Source organism: Pullulanibacillus camelliae, assembly GCF_014642655.1.
Lineage (GTDB): Bacteria > Bacillota > Bacilli > Bacillales > Sporolactobacillaceae > Pullulanibacillus > Pullulanibacillus camelliae.
In genome coordinates, this window is the sequence record NZ_BMIR01000018.1 from 17,450 (window position 1) to 35,821 (window position 18,372).

Sequence of the window (18,372 nt, forward strand, 5' to 3'; positions counted from 1 at the left end):
GCAGGTGGGAGAAGATGACAAATAGCTTTTGGTTTCCCATTCAACTATCACTTTTAGTCGCGGTCGTTGCTGCCATTCTTGTGTTTATTGTCGGTATTTGTGTTTCCCGTTTATTTGTATCAAAGCGATTCAAGGGGAAATTGGTTTGGGAAACCGTGTTCATGCTTCCTCTTGTGCTTCCACCCTCTGTGGTTGGTTATCTATTAATCCTATTTTTTGGAACCAATAGTATAGTGGGGCAATGCTTTGAAAAACTATTGGGAACAACATTAATGTTTACCCCATGGGCTAATATCATTGCTGCCAGTGTGGTAGCCTTTCCGCTCATGTTCCAATCTGCAAATATCGGATTTGAGTCAATTAGTAAAGATGTGATAGGTGCCGCAAGGGTTGATGGAGCATCAGAGCTTTGTATATTAATAAAAATTATGCTGCCTATGGCAGGGAAAGCATTAATGACAGGAGCAATATTAAGCTTTACCAGAGCACTAGGCGAATTTGGAGCGACGTTAATGTTTGCAGGTAATATACCTGGGAAGACGGAAACCATTCCAACAGCAATATATGTAGCTATAGAATCAGGTGAAAACAGACTGACTTACCTATATGTGCTCATTAGTATCTGTACCGCATTTATTTTACTCGTCATTACAAATAGTTTTAAGCGCTATAAGTATTAATTCAAGCCGTTTAATGCTGCGGATGGGAGGGAGTATAAGTTGATGTCTACTTTTACACATTTTAATGAGCAAGGACGAGCAAAAATGGTTGACATTACATATAAACAGTCAACCTATCGGACAGCAATCGCTCAGTCAAGCATTCATGTGAATCAAGATATCTATAACAAAATAATCAATAACACCAATGAAAAAGGAGATGTGTTGGCTGTTGCACAGGTTGCTGGAATTATGGCAGCAAAACAAACCGCCCATATTATTCCATTGTGTCATCCCCTCTTTCTAAGTGGCATTGATATTACGTTTAATTGGGAGAGAGACGATGAAGAGTATCAATTGGTGATTCTAGTGACGGCTGAAACAAAAGGGAGTACAGGAGTTGAAATGGAGGCTTTAACTGCTGCATCTGTATGTGCCTTGACAGTCTATGATATGTGCAAAGCTGTCGATAAAGGAATGAGAATTGGCTCGACCTTCTTGCTTCAAAAAACAGGTGGAAAAAGCGGGACATATCAACGAGAAATGTAAAGTCTAAAAGTCATAAAGTTAAAGGGGTCTTTACCATGGTTGAGATGAGAAAACCGATCGAAGTTTCAGAAGCTGTTAAACGGATAGTGTCACACGCAAAAACGGGAGAAGTGGAAGCCGTCCATATTAACGATGCCTATGGAAGGGTTTTGGGAGAAGCTGTCATTGCCTCGCATCCTGTTCCTCCTTTTGACCGATCCCCTTATGATGGGTTTGCCATTCGTTCTCAGGACACTAAAGCGGCTAGTAGAGAAAATCAAGTGGCGTTCAAGGTTATAGAGACGATCGGTGCGGGCTATGTTGCAAGCAAAGCGCTCGGCCCGTTTGAGACGATAAGAATCATGACGGGAGCGCAACTGCCGAAAGCGTGTGATGCGGTCGTAAAACTTGAGCTTACTTCAGAATTTGAGCGATCTGGAGAAAAATATATGACCATTCATCGACCGTATGCCTCTGGTGAAAATGTATCCTTTCAAGGAGAAGATACAGAAAAAAATACCGTAATTGTTAAAAAAGGTGAAAGAATTACTCCGGGGGTCATGGCGGTATTGGCAACCTTTGGGTACGAATACATTAAAGTCGCAAAAAAACCAATCGTCGCAGTATTTGCTACGGGATCTGAATTGCTCGATATATCAGATGCGTTGCAGCCCGGTAAGATTCGCAATAGTAATGCTTTGATGATTTGCAGTCAAATTAAGCGTGCAGGTGGGACTCCTAAATATTTAGGAACCCTTAAGGATGATTTAACGCTTTGCTACGCATCCATTCAGCAGGCTATGGAAGAGGCAGATATGATTATAACAACAGGGGGTGTGTCTGTTGGTGATTTTGACTACTTACCTGATGTTTATAGACAGCTTGGCGCAGAGGTACTTTTCAATAAAGTGGCGATGCGACCTGGAAGTGTTACAACTGTTGCACTTTGTAACGAGAAATATTTATTTGGCCTATCAGGCAATCCTTCCGCAAGCTTTATAGGGTTTGAGCTTTTTGTGCGCCCTGTTATTAGAACTTGGTTGTTTTCTGAGAAACCACATCTGAGAAAAGGCCAAGCTATTCTTGGAGGAGACTTTTTAAAACCCAATCCTTTCACGCGATTTGTTGGTGGAAAGCTGTGTTTCGATGAGCGGGGGATGGTTGTTGTACCGAGTCATTTTACAAAATCTAATGCGGTTGTCATGTTAAGTGCTATTGATGCTTTAATCGTGTTGCCTGGTAGATCCAGAGATTTTAAAACAGGTGACAAAGTCAATATTGTGCTTTTGGAGGACCTTAAAGGGAGTGAATGGCCGTGGACATGAAGCTTCCAGTATTACAGATTGTTGGTTATCAAAACAGTGGTAAAACGCGTATTGTTTGTGACTTACTTGAAGAAAGTAAACAGCACCATTTCAAAGTGGCTACTTTAAAGCATCATGGGCATGGTGGGAAACCGAACATTGAAGATGAGAAAAAAGATAGTGGGCGTCATCGTCTATCAGGCTCACTTATCTCGGGAGTAGAGGGTGCAGGTCTGTTACAAATGGTGGTACAGAGAGAAGAAGAATGGGAGCTTGAGCATATCCTGCGCTTTTATCACGTTCATGGCGTTGATCTTATATTAGTAGAAGGATATAAACAAGCCGCTTACCCTAAAATTGCAGTCATTAGAAATGCAAACGACATGGAGATCGTCGATCAAGTAAGTAACATTGTCGCAATTATTACCGCAATACCGCTAACCAATACTACTATTCACCATCCAATCTTTTCAATTCATGATAAAAAGAGCTATCAAGATTGGTTTACACATTATATTAAGAAGCAGAGGAAAAAGATGCAGATGTTTCAAATCACTGATCACCCCATCTTAATAGAAGAGGTCACTCAAAAAGTCTTGTCACATGAAGCGGGTGCTGTCGTTAATTTTATTGGGACAGTAAGAGAGTTTACGGGAGGAAAGCAAACGTTAGCGTTAGAGTATGAATCGTATGTTTCGATGGCGGAAAAACAATTGAGAAAAATAGGGAGGGAGATAGTATGTAAATGGCCAGAAGCAAGAATAGCTATCACGCATCGCGTTGGTCATTTGCAAATATCAGATATCGCCGTTGTGATTGCTGTTTCTACGCCTCATCGTAATGACGCTTATGAAGCCAATCAATATGCGATTGAGCGCATAAAACAAATTGTGCCCATTTGGAAGAAGGAATATTGGCAAGATGGAACGGAATGGATTGGTAATCAGCAAGAGACGATAAGCTACCCAAGTGGGAAGCCAGAGGATGTGATCTTCAATGATTAAAGTGTTGTGTTTTGCCTATTTAAAAGAAAAAGTTGGGAATGACAGACTTGTATTGGAGGACGCCTCTTTGACTGTAGATGAACTCTTATGCAAGCTTGAAAAAGAATATGCGATTGATACGAAGACGATCATGGTAGCCATTAACGAAGAATACGCCATTAAGGAAGATGTAATCCATGCGGGTGATACTGTGGCATTAATTCCTCCTGTCAGTGGAGGATGAACAGATGCGACTGAGACATACTGATGTAAAAAAATGAACGATCACCCCCGTTTGGTGCTATATTTTAAAAATGAGCTGCAATGCAGTACTTATGAATGGGAGAAATGAGAAGATGTCAACAGTGAATGCTATTAGAGACCAGTTGAGACGCCCTTTAAGAGATTTACGTATTTCGGTCACTGATCAGTGCAATTTTCGCTGCACCTATTGTATGCCTGCTGAAATTTTTGGTCCAAATTTTCAATTTATGAAAAAGGAAGAACGGCTGACTTTTGAAGAAATGGAGCAACTTGTTCGTTGTTTTGCTAGACTTGGTGTTGTAAAGGTAAGACTAACTGGAGGGGAGCCCTTATTAAGAAAGGATTTGCATTTATTTATAGAACGTCTTTCAAAGATCGAACAGATTGAAGATGTGGCCCTCACCACAAATGGTGTTTTACTGACAAAGTATGCGAAGCTTTTAAAAACGTCTGGTCTTCGAAGAGTAAATGTGAGTTTAGATGCGATAGATGATGATGTATTTAACACAATTAACGGGCGTGCTATTGGTGTGAGTCATATATTAAAAGGTATAGAATCGGCTAGAAACGCCGGCCTTGAAGCAAAGGTTAACATGGTTGTTAAAAGAGGGATGAATGAAGAGCAAATTCTTCCAATGGCCGCTCATTTTAAGAAGGAAGGGATATGCTTAAGATATATTGAATTTATGGATGTTGGCAACACGAATGAATGGAACCCCTCTTCGGTTGTCACGAAGAAGGAAATTCTTGCTGAATTAAGCCAACATTTTAAGCTCACTCCTTTAAAGGCGGCCTATTATGGTGAAGTGGCTAATCGTTATCGATATGCTGACTCGAATACGGAAGTTGGTTTTATCCCATCAGTATCTGAGTCGTTTTGCTCGAATTGTACAAGAGCGAGAATATCTGCTGAGGGCAAGTTATATACCTGTCTATTTGCTACGGACGGGTTTGACTTAAGAGCATTGCTTCGTAAAGGGGTCAGTGATGAGGATTTGATTGAAATCATCTCACGAATATGGGGCAAAAGAACAGATCGCTACTCTGACCTCCGCAAACTATCTGCCAAAAAACAAAAAAAGAAAATCGAGATGCATTATATTGGTGGCTAGTACTGTTACTTGAAAGTACTAGCTTTTTGTTGTACTATCAGCATTTATAACTTCGCTGACGCTCTCAAAGGAAGAGAGTATAAGTGTCACTTTGGCTTTCGCCTTCTAAGGCTTGCGGGCACCCTAAGTGTGTGATTGGCAAAAATCACATCAGGAGTACCAGCGAAGTGGTGCAAGCCAAGTTTTCTAATGCGATGGAATGATGAAAGGGTTTAGGTATCAATTAAATGAGTATAAAAGGATTTAAAAAATAATGTGAAATATACCATTTCCATTCGAATCCCTTATGAGCGCATACTGGATCTGCCGTAATATACGAACACCATCTATGGAATTAAGGAAAGGGTGATAAACTTTTTTCCTTTTAAGCATGACCTATTCAAAGTAAACCGCCCAACGCCCGGATTGCTATAATGCTCTTTTCCTGGTAGAAGGAGGAACTGCCCTTCGCCGTGCTTATAGAAATAAGAAGAGCCTTATTTAATATTGCTTTCGCTTATAAACAAGGAAAAATAATAATGCCAAAAGGATGAATGGCAGGACGGTATAAAGCGTCCAAGTGAGATCATGTAAAAAATTCAAAGCAAACGCCTCCTAACGTGTATCATCTATTCAAACGGCTAAGAAATATAAGAACCGGATTACTTAACCCCCCATCGTTTACGTTTATAGATCCTGTACCAAACAAATGATGAGACTGAGGCGATAATTAAAAGTGCCCCAAGTAAAATGATGTAGAGAATAGTATTAATAGCGGTTCACCTCCTTTGATCCCTAAAAATCAGCTATTTTCTGATATAACGTTTTCTTCTAAAAAAATAAGGTAGTGCGCCTAAGACAATCCCAGCAAAAAGAATAACGTATAGAGAAACAATGGATAATTTAAAAATGACCCAAATAATTAAAGCTAAAAGGATACCGATAAATATCCACATGATATCGCCTCCTAATGATTTACTGAACCTGTGAATTAAAGGTCATGATCCAAGCAGATCCGCCAACGATCGTAATGACAAAAACGATCCCTAAGATGATGGCAAGGACGTTATAGCGCGGCTTTTCACTTTCTCTAATATGCATAAAGAAGAGAAGCTGAATCAAAAATTGCAAAGCAGCCATGATCATTATTGTGACAATCAATGCTGTTCTATTCAGCACATGATTAACAACAAGCCATAACGGAAGGATCGTTAGCAGGATGGATAAGACAAACCCGATAATATATGATGTCGTAGAACCGTGTGATGCTTGGCGGCTTTCGATGTGTTTCATTTACATCACTCCTATGAGATAGACAACAGTAAAAATAAAAATCCAAACGGCGTCAAGAAAATGCCAATAAAGACTAATAATGGATAGCTTGCGTTCAGTAACAGGTGTAAAGCCACGCCTTGCCACTTGAATGATGAGACCAATCATCCATATCAAACCAAGAGAAACGTGACAGCCATGGGTCCCCACAAGGGTGAAAAAGCCGGAAAGAAAGGCACTGGTGCTCATCTTATATCCTTCAGAAACCATGCCTGAAAATTCATGGATCTCAAATCCAACAAATGTAGCTCCGAGAAGCGCTGTGACGATGAGCCAGGTGATCAAGCTTTTGACATGGCCTTTATTCATCTCTAGTGTTGCGAGTCCACTTGTAAAACTACTGGTGAGCAAAACGAAGGTTTCAATCGTAAACTCTTTGACATCGAATAAATCTTGGCTTGTTGGACCCTCTGCATAATGCGTGCGTAAGACAATAAATGTAGCAAAGAGTGCTCCAAATAAGAGAACATCTGAGACTAAGAATAGCCAAAATCCATCAATTTTTATCGATTCATGCGCTTCGTGTTCTTCATGGTGATCTGTATGATGGGATACAATGTTTTCCAATTATACTTCCCCCCTTAAAGCAGCTTCGGTTTCTTTTATTTCATCTACTGAAATATAGTAGTCGGTATCATATTGGAAGGAACGGACGATGAGGCAAATAGCGACGCCAAGAAGACCAAGAGCCCCCATCCACACCCATTCGAAAGTGAAGCCGAAACCGGCGATGAAGAAAAAGACAGATAGGATAAATGGAATTCCCGAGTTCTTCGGATAATGAATCGGTTCTAGTTCCTGCTTCTTCTCCTCATAATCTCCGCGTTCCTTGGCCTCCTTAGTTTTCCACCATGCATCGCGGCCGTGGACCTCTGGCAGAACAGCAAAATTGTATTTAGGTGCCGGGGAAGGGAGCGACCATTCTAATGTATGTCCATCCCATGGGTCCCCAGTTGTATCTCTCTCGCCATATTTGACACTATAAGCAATCTCCCAGACTTGAAAGAGAAAGGCGATTCCCATGATGACCGCACCAATGGAAGAGATCAGGTTTAATGGTGCCCAGCCCATATCCCAGCCATATGTATAAATACGTCGGGTCATACCCATGAAGCCTAAGGCATATTGCGGCATAAAACAGGCATAGAAGCCAATGTTCCACAACCAGAACGCCCATCTTCCAAGGGTCTCATTTAACTTAAACCCGAACATTTTGGGCCACCAATACGTTAACCCAGCAAACATACCAAACACCGTTCCGCCAATCAGTACTTGATGGAAATGTGCGATCAGGAAATAACTGTTATGGTACTGATAGTCTGCAGGGGCGATGGATAACATGACGCCTGTAGCACCGCCAATTGCAAAGCAAGGAATAAAGGCGATCGTCCACAGCATCGGCTCGGTCAGGCGAATGCGCCCTTGATACATGGTTAACAGCCAGTTAAAGACTTTAACTCCTGTTGGTATTGCGATAATCATTGTTGAGACAGCAAAGAAGGTATTGACACCTGCACCTGCGCCCATTGTAAAAAAGTGGTGCACCCACGTGAAGTAGGCATAAAAGCTAATGAGCATCATGGAAACAACCATTGAGGTATAACCAAAAGTCACTTTTTTTGAAAACACACTAGTGACCTCAGAAAAAATACCAAAGGCAGGTAAAATCACAATATAAACCTCCGGATGCCCCCAAATCCAAAATAAATTAATATACATCATGGGATCTCCACCATGGGTCATAGTAAAGAAGTGCGCACCGGCAAAGCGATCCAAAAATAAGAGTAACATGGTTACGGTGATCACGGGAAACGCTGCGATAATAAGAATAGATGTGGCTAAGACCGACCAAGTAAAGAGCGGCATATCCATCAAGCGCATCCCTTTTGTCCGCATCTTAAGAATGGTGACGAGGAAGTTAATCCCTGTAGCTAGACTGCCGATTCCTGATATTTGTATCGCCAGAACATAGAAGTTTTCACCTGGGCCTGGATTAAACTGTAGCTCAGATAAGGGGGGATAACCCACCCATCCGGCATTGGGTGAGCCACCGATGACGAATGATAAATTTAATAGCATAGCACCAAAGAAAAACAGCCAAAAGCTTATAGCATTTAAAAAAGGGTAGGCGACATCTCGCGCCCCAATTTGCAGTGGAATGACGATATTCATCATGGCAAAGATTAATGGCATCGCCATAAAAAGAATCATAATGGTTCCATGCGTTGTAAAAATTTCATTATAGTGTTCTGACAATAAGACTTTCAGATTAGGTAAGGCGAGTTGAGTCCGCATTAAAAGGGCATCGACACCGCCGCGGAAGAGCATAAGTAGAGCTGCAATAACATACATGATGCCAATTTTTTTGTGGTCAACCGTTGTTAACCATTCTTTCCACAACCATTTCCACTTTTTAAAGTAAGTTAATACGAAGATGATCATAACGGTTGCAATGCCAATGGAGACATCAGCACCTAAAATGAGTGGATCTCCATGGATGAAAAAGTGACTTATTTTAAACTTGGGTTCCATCGTGCATCTCCATTCTTTTTCTTCTATTTCGTTTTTTCGGTATCATTTGGGTTGAATTGGTTCCCCTCAGGGATACGTTCATGGTAGTGCCCACCGTTTTTCATAAGCGTCATTTCAAAAGCATGGGGGGGATAGGAGGAGTAGGTTTGCTTGTTCACTAGGCCAGGCTGTTTAAGCCTGTTATAAATAGCCATGTCCATAGGTTTTCCCGCAGCTTTAACCTTATTGACCCATCGGTTGAACTCTGCCTCTGTTTTAGCGATGACATCAAACTGCATGTGGGCAAAGCCTTCTCCTGTGAAATTAGCACCTGTTCCAAAGTACTTACCTGTCTCATTGGCTTGCAGCCAAAGCCGCATGGCCATACCGGGCATGGTGTACTCTTGCCCACCCAACTGTGGTATCCAAAAAGAGTTCATTGGTGCATCAGATGTTAAAATAAATTGAACCGGTCTACCAGCGGGGATATCGACATAATTCACTGTGGCAATATTTTGGTCAGGATATTGAAACAGCCATTTCCAATCGAGTGACGTCACTTGAATCGTGATCGGCTTCACATCCGTTGTGGGAGGTTTGACTAGAGCAAATACCGATTTGCCGGTAAAGTAAGCCATAAATACAGTAATAATAATCGGAATGCCCCACCAAATAATCTCAAGGTATTTATTATCGCCCCATTTAGGGCGGTAACGGGCTGTGTTGCTGGGTGTGTCACGATAGCGATAGATAATATAGATCAATAAGATGATCACAGGAATAACAACAATAGCAATAAGCAAGGTTGTGAGCAATATGAGATGTTTTTCTTCTTCTCCAACGGGACCTTTTGGATCCAAAACAATAAACTTTCCTCCACATCCTGATAATATCAACGGAACGAGACAGATAAGAAAAGTCCTTGTAAATAAGCGGCTTAGCTTCATAAATATAAGGTCATCTCCTCTAATTACGCGAATAACACCATCGGTTCATTAAGTAAAGTATGTAGCCTAACAAACTTAAATTTGTCCTAGATTTCTGAGATTATTCATGTCGATCGGATTGGGTGTGCGAGGTTTCATTTGAAGCGGATTATTGATGCAGAAAGAGAGAGAAATGGCCTTGTGGTCAAAGAAAATCGTGTCTTTTTCTTTTTTAATGGGTATTATTGAGAGTAGAGGAACAACAAAAAAGGTGGTGATTTTATGGTAAACCATAAGCCCAATCGATTAATCACGGAAACGTCGCCATACTTACTCCAACATGCCTATCATCCAGTGCATTGGTATCCATGGAGTGAGGAAGCTTTTGAAAAGGCTCGAAAGGAGAATAAGCCTATTTTCTTGAGCATTGGCTACTCAACCTGCCATTGGTGCCATGTCTTTGCGCATGAATCATTTGAAGATGAAGAAGTGGCTGGGTTATTAAATACCTATTTTATAGCGATAAAGGTTGATCGTGAGGAACGACCAGACATTGACTCGGTTTATATGACCGTTTGCCAGGCATTAACAGGGCAGGGGGGCTGGCCGCTGAGCATCTTTATGACTCCAGAACAACAGCCGTTTTATGCGGGCACCTATTTTCCTAAAGAAAGCCGTTATGGTCAACCGGGGTTCATCGATGTCTTGCAATCCATTGCGAAGCAATACCATGATCGCCCTAAAAAATTGCAATCGGTAGGACAGGATATGATCACAGAGCTCTCAGCCATGCATTCTCCTGCATCCGCTTTTACTCCTAAGCTACTGGAACAAGCACTTAGCGACTTCAAAAGTAGCTTTGATGAAGGGTTTGGAGGCTTTGGCAGTGAGCCAAAATTTCCTGCCCCGCACCAGCTTTTGTTTTTAATGCGTGCTTTTTACTGGAACGGTGATACTGAGCTTCTAATCATGGTTGAAAAGACCCTTGACGCCATCGCTGCTGGTGGTATTCATGATCATATTGGTGGAGGATTTGCGCGCTATGCTGTGGATTCGATCTGGCTCGTCCCCCATTTTGAAAAAATGCTATATGATCAAGCAATGCTTATGCTCAGCTTTACTGAAGCCTATCAACTCACCGGTCATGATCGGTATCGGCAAGTCGTTGAAGGAATTTTTACTTACTTAATGCGTGATTTGCGTGATAAAACGGGTGCTTTTTATTCTGCTGAAGATGCGGATTCGGAAGGTGTAGAAGGTCGATTTTATGTTTGGGATCCGAATGAAGTCATTGCCCTATTGGGAGATGCAGCAGGCGAGCGTTTTTGTGTTGCCTATGGCATTACCGAAGAAGGCAATTTTGAAGGCAAGAATATTCCCAATCTCATTGGCCGAAATTTGCAGCATTTAGCGGAGGATTATGGACTTTCTTTAGAAGCCTTTGAGAGGGAACTTGAAGCAAGTCGTCAAATCCTGCTTAAAGCAAGAAGCCAGCGTGTTCGCCCGCATCGTGATGAGAAGATCTTGACGAGTTGGAATGGTCTTACGATAGCTGCTTTGGCGACAGCTGGGCAAGTGATGAAGGATGCACGCTATCTTAAAGCTGCAACGGATGCTTTTGAGTTTATCATGAAGACGATGTGGGATAGCGGTCAGTTATTGGCAAGCTATCGAGAGGGTCAAGTGACGCAAACGGGGTTTTTGGATGATTACGCTTATATGCTATGGGCCGCGGATACCCTCTATGAAGCGACGTTTAAGCCGCAGTATATCGATACGATGAAAGAACTTTCTGATCAAATGATCCAGCACTTTTGGGACGACACGGGCTTTGGCTTTTATTTAAATGATAAGAATCAGAAACTGATCATGCGTCCAAAGGATATCTACGATGGTGCTCTACCTTCGGGCAATAGCATTGCGACCATGATGTTATTCAAGCTAGCGCGTCGCACCGGTGATGTCGATTATGAAATGTATGTTGATAAGGTTTATGGGCGCTTCGCTGGAGAAATCGCTCATTACCCTATGGGCTATAGTGCCTTGCTGACCGGCTACTTGCTTATACAAATGAAAATAAAAGAACTGGTTGTGTTAGATGAAAATGCTGAAGGCGCAGCACAAGCGACTAGAGAATTATTAAAAGCTTTTCACCCTGATGTCATTGCATTATCGGGAACCCCGCAATCCTTAAATGCCATTGCTAGCTTTACAAAAGGATTTGCACTGCTGAATCATCAAACGACTTACTTTTTATGTGAAAACTTTAGCTGTACGCTTCCAACCAATCAACCCAAGGAGGTAGCTAGAAAGATAAAAAGAGATAGAGGGGCTTAAAGGGGGAACGTCTAATGATAGGGAAAGCTGTGACTGGAGCTATTGCTTCTTCAAGAACCATGACCTAAACAGCAATCTCGCCTTGAAAAAAGCTATGTGATAGGCTGCCATTGCGATAAGCTTGCTTTTGTTCTACTATCAGAATGTATAAGGCGGGCTTTGACTTTCGCCACCTGAGGCTTGCGGGCACCCTAAGTGTGTGATTGGCAAAAATCACTTCAGGAGTACTAGCGAAGGGGTGCAAGCCAAGTTTTCTAAAAAGATTAGAAGGTATAAAATTTCTGATCATGTGGACGGTGCGGATTTCCGCTTCAGGCCGCTCGCTTTCCGCGGGGGAGTGGTAAGCCTCCTCGTGCCTTCGCACTGCTAAGGTCTTACCGATTTCCCACTTCCCGCAGGACTTTAGTCTCCGCATCATGAGTCAGCGGCGCCCGAGGAGGAATACGCGATTTTAGAGTGTTCCGAATTCTCGCGCCTTGCGCTCCCATCCACTTGATCAGGCAATGAAGCCTATTTCATATTGGATGACTCTATACCAAGCAAGGACCGGGCATGCTTTTTGCCCGGTTTTTCTTAATCTAAAAAATCCTGGACCTAATAGGTGGACCAGGATTTTTTTGTTATGAGGGAAGGGAATAGACTACACTGTGTGGGGCTTCGGTTAGCTCTGATTTTTGGAGACGCCCTTCTTTTACAAACTCTTGAATGGTGTTTTCCACTTCATGAACGTCCTCTCCTAGAAGATCGGCAAGTTTAACAGTCGATAATGCCATATATTTTGGCCGCTTCGTTGAGGACTGGATCATTGTATGAATCCTTTCATATAAGACTTCTTTATTCATATTATCCCTCTCTTTTTCCTTCTATTTCTCTTTATTCTGTGCATGGATGTTTAATTTTACAATAATTATTCCCAAATGAGGCAATGATAATAACTAAATTGGGCAGAATGATACAAGAGCGATTTGTGCTGTTAACTCACGCATAAGTTAAGTTTGGAGGTTGAAGCATGACAGAAGAAAGGTTTTCTATCTTAATTAACGGAAAGGAACTTTCAGCTAAGTCCGGTCAGACGGTCTTACAAGTGGCCCAAGACCATGACACGTATATTCCGGCTGTGTGTTATCATCCGAATTTGGGATCCATTCAAACGTGTGATACCTGCTTTGTGAATGTAAACGGAGAAATGAAGCGGGCGTGTGTGACCAAAGCTGAGCCTGGGATGAAGGTCGATTCCTTATCTGAGCCTATTAAAGACGCGCAATATGAAGCTATGTCCAGAATCCTGAAGAACCACGAACTCTATTGTACAGTGTGTGATAACAACAATGGCAATTGTGTTGTTCATAATACTGCTGAATATCTGGAAATCGAACATCAAAAATATCAATTTGAGCCGAAGCCTTATCCGGCAGATAACTCTCATCCTTTTTATCGCTATGAACCCGATCAATGTATTCTTTGTGGCCGTTGTGTGGAGGCGTGTCAGGATCTCCAAGTTAATGAAACATTATCTATTGATTGGGACCGGGAAGCCCCAAGAGTGATTTGGGATGATGATGTCCCCATCGATGAATCCTCCTGCGTGTCATGTGGACATTGTGTGACGGTATGCCCATGTAATGCCTTAATGGAGAAATCGATGTTAGGTGAAGCAGGCTACTTAACTGGCATTCCGCAAAATGTATTAGAGCCAATGATCGATATAACGAAGGAAGTGGAACCCGGCTATAAAGAAATTTTCGCCATTTCCGAAATGGAAGCCTCAATGCGCAAAGAGCGTATTAAAAGGACCAAAACCGTCTGTACTTATTGTGGTGTGGGATGTAGCTTTGAGGTTTGGACCAAGGGTCGTAAGATTTTAAAAATTGAACCACAGGAAGAAGCCCCTGTTAATGGTATCTCAACCTGTATCAAAGGGAAATTCGGCTGGGATTTTGTTAATAGTGAAGAGCGATTAACGCAACCATTAATCCGTCGTGGTGATGAATTTGTAGAAGCGAGCTGGGATGAAGCGCTGACTCTGATTGCAAGTAAATTTAGGGCAATTAAAAATGAACATGGAGCGGATGCTTTAGGGTTTATTGCTTCTTCTAAATGTACTAACGAAGAAAACTTTTTGTTTCAAAAGTTTGCGCGCGCCATCATTGGGACGAACAATGTCGATAACTGTGCAAGATATTGTCAGTCCCCAGCGAGTTCAGCATTGATGCGAACCGTTGGTATTGGTGGTGATTCTGGTACCATTCGTGATATTGAGCAATCCGATTTAGTGATCACAATCGGTGCCAACCCTGCAGAATCACATCCTGTACTGGCGACACGTGTCAAACGCGCACATAAACTTCACGGACAAAAGCTCATTGTTGTTGACTTAAGAGAAAATGAGCTTGCTGAGCGTGCCGATCTCTTTGTTCATACAAAGCCAAGTACCGATATGATTTGGCTCAATGCACTGTCAAAGTATTTCCTTGATCAAGGATGGGAAGATAAAGAATTTCTCCGCAGTAGGGTTAATGGGTTAGAGGACTACAAAAAATCGCTTGAAAAATTCACATTGGAATATGCAGAAAAACATACAGGTATTTCTAAGAAAATACTGATTCAAATGGCAACAATGATCCATGAAGCAAAGTCTGTATGTATGCTTTGGGCGATGGGGATTACCCAGCATATGGGCGGAACGGATTCGAGTACGGCCATTGCTAACTTGCTTTTAATTACTGGGAACTTCGGCCGTCCAGGCACAGGGGCCTATCCACTGCGCGGTCATAATAATGTGCAAGGGGCTTGTGATTTTGGAACAATGCCCGGCTGGTTCCCTGGATATGAAGCTGTTGAAGATGACGAGGTAAGAGCGCGCTATGAAAAAGCTTGGGAGGTTAAATTGCCAAAAGATCCTGGCTACGACAACCATCAAATGGTTGAAGGGGTCGAGAAGGGTGATTTAAAAGCTCTTTACCTATTTGGTGAAGAGATGGCCATTGTGGATTCGAACATCAACTATGTGGATAAAAACCTAGAGAATCTAGACTTTTTTGTTGTCCAAGACGTCTTTTTCAGTAAGACAGCGCAATTTGCTGATGTAATTTTGCCTGCATCGCCCAGCCTGGAAAAGGAAGGAACATTTACGAATACCGAGCGACGGATTCAGAGGCTATATCAAGTCTTCGAACCGATGGGTGAGTCCAAGCCGGATTGGCAGATTTTTCAGGAGCTTGCTAATAAAATGGGAGCCAACTGGGACTATAAGCATCCGAGTGAAATCATGGCAGAAGTCGCCGGTCTTGCTACTTATTTTGCTGGAGTCAGCTATGAAAGGCTAGAGGGCTTTAATAGCCAGGTTTGGCCGGTCAAGAAAAACGGTGAGAGTACACCTCTTTTATATCAAGACAAATTTGCCTTTCCAGATGGCAAAGCAAGGCTTGTACCGGTGGATTGGACAAAGCCCCACGACATTGGAGAAGCATTTGATTTCCATTTAAACAATGGGCGTTTACTCGAGCATTTTCATGAAGGCAATCTAACGGGACGCTCCGAAGGGATTAACCACAAGGTGCATGAACCTTGGGTGGAAATCTCTCCTGAGCAAGCTCAAGAAAGAGGTATAAAAGATGGCGCGTTGGTCCGTTTAACCTCACCTTATGGAAAGGTTAAGGTGCGGGCAGTGGTTACCGATCGTGTGCAAGGCAAAGAGCTTTATTTAACCATGAATGCTCAGAAGGATAACGAGATGGTAAATCGTCTAACGAGTAGTTATTTTGATTACATTACCCATACACCGAACTACAAAGAAGCAGGGGTAAAGCTGGAGATTTTAGAAGATGAGGGTCCCTCGCCGTTACCGGATAAAAATCACCGTTTCGGAAATCGCATCCCACAAATCAGCGTGCGGGTTGAAGATAAATGGAGACGAGAGGATTTTACGCCGATACCCGAGTTATTCAAATTAGGAGGAGATGAATTTGGCGAAAGCTATCACGCAAATTAGAAGAGTGGACCCTACCCCTGAGGAGTTACAAGCACAATCCATCACTAAGATTATTGGTGCTTTGGCAGAAAACGGGGAATCGATCATAAAAATGTTGGATATCGTTTCACAGCTCGACCAAACGGGGATACTTGATGCCTTAGATGCTATATTAAAAAAACGTGTGGATGTAGCAGAAATTATGATCCAACAGATGAATCAACCCACGATGCATAAAATCATGAAAAACGGGATGAATATCTTTAAATTTTTAGGTTCCCTTAACCCAGAGCAAATCCGAATGTTAATGGATGGCGTGGGTCATGGCATTGATAAAGCAACAGCAAGAGAGTCAGACGATAAGAAGACAAGCCTTTGGTCACTAGGAAAGGCGATGAAAAAGCCTGAGGTTAAGGAATCACTCACCATGATGGTTTCTATTTTGGAAGGCATGGGCGAATCTCTTCAACGCGAAAAGGATCATGTTCATTGAGGAGGGCTTTTAGAAAATGGAAGAACGGCAAGTGAAAATAAACGGCTTACATTCAAAGGAAGATGTGGATAAGGTGGAACAGGCTTTAAAGGATGTATGGGGCGTTCGCCGTACAGAGGTAAGTTTAGAAAGGCAAGAGGCTAAGTTCAGCTACAATGAAAACTCAGCCTCCTACGAGGATTTTGTTCAAGCCTTAAAAGAGAATGGCTACACTGTTTCAGAATACCATTAATGAGATAAGGAGCTGTGCATGATGAAGGTATGTGAAATCTGTGGCACTCAGCAAACAGAAGAAGACGAAGAAGTCCTTAACAGACGGATCTTATACGTGTGTGAAAACTGCAGAAATGATTTAAGGCCGAATGCTTCAGAGCCTGATGTAGAAGGGTGAATATAAGAGGAGCTCCATTGTGGTCTCTAATTGCGACCATGATGGAGCTTTTTTATACTATCAGAATTTTTAATTTCGCTGACGCTCTCAAAGGAAGATAGTATAAGTGTAACTTTGGCTTTCGCCATCTAAGGCTTGGCGATAAGCCAAGTTTTCTAATAACACTAGAGTTTATAGCTTTGCAGAAGACCTTATAAGCATGGCTTTGACTTTCGCTATCTAAGGCTTGCTGATACCCTTAATGTGTAATTTGAAAAATCACATCAGGAATGCCACAAAGGCGAAGTCAAGGTTTTTGAAAAAGCTAATAAAACCGAGGGGAAAACTTCGAATCCGGGTGATTGCGTAACAAAAGGCTCACGCAAAATAACAAAACGTCCATTCTAAAAAAAAATTAACTGAAAAGAAGCCATTTTTTTACTAGCTTGTCATAAATTAATATCATGTTATACTCGTTTTATAAAAGATAGGGCATCTAGGTGCGAATGTGAAGTGAACATAAAATACTAGGGAGGTTCGCACCACATATGCGTCTGTTTTTATTGTTTTTATTTCCTTTGATGGATTTTAATGGTAAAATAAAAGTGGGTTTTTAGTAAAAATGTAATTTTATTAGGATATTTTTACTAGATTTCGCTGTCGCACTCTTCATGAGTGCGTGGATGAAAACGGGTGGATAAAATGCTAATAACTGGATTGGCAGGGGATCGGCTCGCTCTCATTTTTCCGCTAGCTTCTTGCGGAATCCTTTTTTGGGTAAGTGATGGTGTTGAGAAATATTCTAGATATGCTTGACAAAGCACTTGCTGTTACTCTCTTTTATATCTTATAAAAGAACCGGACATTTGCTCGTTTTTTTTTTTACGATCAGCTTAATAGTGTGCTTCCTTGGGTAAAAGGGTGCATGCCGTTATTTATAAGTTAGCTCCCTAGAGTGAATTGGCATTTATGTTAAGATTATAGTGTTAACAGGGAATTCACTTTTTGTTATTGAAGCAAAGGAGAATCACGAAGGGGAGCATAAATGGAATACTATAAATACCTGCGGCAGTATGTTGGGCATAGACCGATTATTTTACCTGGTGCTGTTGTTATCATGTTAAATGAACACAATGAAGTGTTATTACAAAAAAGGCTCGATGGTTATTGGGGGCTTCCGGGTGGTTTAATGGATTTAGGAGAAAGCTTTGAAGAAGCTGCTAAAAGAGAGGTTTATGAAGAAACAGGATTAAAAGTTGATCACTTAAAATTACTGAATGTCTTCTCTGGCTCTAAATATTATTCAAAAATTCCAAATGGTGATGAGTTCTATTCGGTAACAGCGGTATATTATACTAAAGATGTCAGTGGAGAGATGAAGATTGATTACAGTGAGTCAGAAACGATGGAGTATGTTCCAATAAATAAGTTGCCCCGTGCATTAATTGCGGAGTATAGAGGCTTTATCGAGCAATACATAGATTTAAAAAAAGACCACGCGTGAAGGATTGCGCTTTATTGAAAAGCTTTTGTGCAAAAGAGTAGCTTTGCACGGTGCATTCAATAAACTTGTCTTCGTATGCGATTGGAAACTGTAGGGGCAG

Annotated in this window: 18 protein-coding genes and 1 pseudogene; 13 read left to right on the forward strand and 6 right to left on the reverse strand. The window is 41.8% G+C overall.

The window, feature by feature from the left end; all coding sequences use genetic code 11:
- Positions 1-14: 14 nt before the first annotated feature.
- From modB to moaA, 7 genes and pseudogenes are all read left to right on the forward strand, one after another.
- On the forward strand, positions 15-680 hold the full coding sequence (gene modB, locus IEW82_RS15440; protein WP_188696414.1) for a molybdate ABC transporter permease subunit: 666 nt from the start codon (positions 15-17) through the stop codon (positions 678-680).
- A 42-nt stretch (positions 681-722) separates the two neighbouring features.
- On the forward strand, positions 723-1,208 hold the full coding sequence (gene moaC, locus IEW82_RS15445) for a cyclic pyranopterin monophosphate synthase MoaC (RefSeq protein WP_188696417.1): 486 nt from the start codon (positions 723-725) through the stop codon (positions 1,206-1,208).
- A 35-nt stretch (positions 1,209-1,243) separates the two neighbouring features.
- Positions 1,244-2,512 (forward strand): molybdopterin molybdotransferase MoeA, encoded by a 1,269-nt coding sequence (locus IEW82_RS15450; protein ID WP_188696420.1) that lies wholly within the window; start codon positions 1,244-1,246, stop codon positions 2,510-2,512.
- A pseudogene (gene mobB / locus IEW82_RS20080) lies at positions 2,509-2,985 on the forward strand (molybdopterin-guanine dinucleotide biosynthesis protein B); the annotation flags it as partial. The gene IEW82_RS15450 and the pseudogene mobB, both read left to right, overlap by 4 nt.
- Before the next feature lie 48 nt (positions 2,986-3,033).
- Positions 3,034-3,495: a molybdenum cofactor biosynthesis protein MoaE gene (locus IEW82_RS20085; RefSeq protein WP_308422168.1), complete on the forward strand. Its 462-nt coding sequence runs from the start codon at positions 3,034-3,036 to the stop codon at positions 3,493-3,495.
- Positions 3,488-3,718 (forward strand): molybdopterin converting factor subunit 1, encoded by a 231-nt coding sequence (gene moaD / locus IEW82_RS15460; protein ID WP_188696425.1) that lies wholly within the window; start codon positions 3,488-3,490, stop codon positions 3,716-3,718. The genes IEW82_RS20085 and moaD overlap by 8 nt, the downstream gene beginning before the upstream one ends.
- 112 nt (positions 3,719-3,830) lie before the next feature.
- Positions 3,831-4,850 (forward strand): GTP 3',8-cyclase MoaA, encoded by a 1,020-nt coding sequence (gene moaA / locus IEW82_RS15465; protein ID WP_188696430.1) that lies wholly within the window; start codon positions 3,831-3,833, stop codon positions 4,848-4,850.
- 785 nt (positions 4,851-5,635) lie between these two features.
- Here the strand turns inward: moaA and IEW82_RS15470 are convergent.
- From IEW82_RS15470 to IEW82_RS15490, 5 genes are read right to left on the reverse strand one after another with little or no spacing between them, the layout of a single operon-like run.
- Entirely contained in the window at positions 5,636-5,785 is a 150-nt protein-coding gene (locus IEW82_RS15470; protein ID WP_188696432.1) for a hypothetical protein, read from the reverse strand.
- 19 nt (positions 5,786-5,804) lie between these two features.
- The gene (cyoD, locus tag IEW82_RS15475) at positions 5,805-6,122 is read right to left on the reverse strand and encodes a cytochrome o ubiquinol oxidase subunit IV (protein WP_188696436.1); all 318 of its coding nucleotides are present in this window, start codon (positions 6,120-6,122) and stop codon (positions 5,805-5,807) included.
- On the reverse strand, positions 6,123-6,728 hold the full coding sequence (gene cyoC / locus IEW82_RS15480; RefSeq protein WP_188696439.1) for a cytochrome o ubiquinol oxidase subunit III: 606 nt from the start codon (positions 6,726-6,728) through the stop codon (positions 6,123-6,125).
- Positions 6,729-8,693 carry a cbb3-type cytochrome c oxidase subunit I gene (locus IEW82_RS15485; RefSeq protein WP_188696442.1) on the reverse strand — a complete coding sequence of 655 codons (1,965 nt, stop codon included), beginning with the start codon at positions 8,691-8,693 and terminating at the stop codon, positions 6,729-6,731.
- Between the two features lie 23 nt (positions 8,694-8,716).
- Positions 8,717-9,532, reverse strand: coding sequence for a cytochrome c oxidase subunit II (locus tag IEW82_RS15490; protein ID WP_229672682.1), 816 nt, complete (start codon positions 9,530-9,532; stop codon positions 8,717-8,719).
- A gap of 348 nt (positions 9,533-9,880) precedes the next feature.
- Between IEW82_RS15490 and IEW82_RS15495 the strand changes: the two genes are divergently transcribed.
- Positions 9,881-11,935, forward strand: a complete 2,055-nt coding sequence (locus tag IEW82_RS15495) for a thioredoxin domain-containing protein (protein WP_188696447.1) — start codon at positions 9,881-9,883, stop codon at positions 11,933-11,935.
- 620 nt (positions 11,936-12,555) lie between these two features.
- On the opposite strand, the gene IEW82_RS15500 is transcribed toward IEW82_RS15495, so the two are convergent.
- Positions 12,556-12,777, reverse strand: coding sequence for a hypothetical protein (locus IEW82_RS15500; RefSeq protein WP_188696450.1), 222 nt, complete (start codon positions 12,775-12,777; stop codon positions 12,556-12,558).
- Between the two features lie 167 nt (positions 12,778-12,944).
- On the opposite strand from IEW82_RS15500, the gene fdhF reads away from it, so the two are divergent.
- The 5 genes from fdhF to IEW82_RS15525 all read left to right on the forward strand — a co-directional run bounded on the left by fdhF (position 12,945) and on the right by IEW82_RS15525 (position 18,272).
- Positions 12,945-15,926, forward strand: a complete 2,982-nt coding sequence (fdhF, locus tag IEW82_RS15505; RefSeq protein WP_188696453.1) for a formate dehydrogenase subunit alpha — start codon at positions 12,945-12,947, stop codon at positions 15,924-15,926.
- Positions 15,901-16,398: a helical membrane plugin domain-containing protein gene (locus IEW82_RS15510; protein WP_188696456.1), complete on the forward strand. Its 498-nt coding sequence runs from the start codon at positions 15,901-15,903 to the stop codon at positions 16,396-16,398. The genes fdhF and IEW82_RS15510 overlap by 26 nt, the downstream gene beginning before the upstream one ends.
- Before the next feature lie 16 nt (positions 16,399-16,414).
- On the forward strand, positions 16,415-16,630 hold the full coding sequence (locus IEW82_RS15515; RefSeq protein ID WP_188696459.1) for a heavy-metal-associated domain-containing protein: 216 nt from the start codon (positions 16,415-16,417) through the stop codon (positions 16,628-16,630).
- A gap of 18 nt (positions 16,631-16,648) precedes the next feature.
- Entirely contained in the window at positions 16,649-16,789 is a 141-nt protein-coding gene (locus tag IEW82_RS15520; RefSeq protein ID WP_188696462.1) for a hypothetical protein, read from the forward strand.
- Between the two features lie 1,024 nt (positions 16,790-17,813).
- Positions 17,814-18,272 carry an NUDIX hydrolase gene (locus tag IEW82_RS15525; RefSeq protein ID WP_188696465.1) on the forward strand — a complete coding sequence of 153 codons (459 nt, stop codon included), beginning with the start codon at positions 17,814-17,816 and terminating at the stop codon, positions 18,270-18,272.
- Positions 18,273-18,372: the final 100 nt, after the last annotated feature.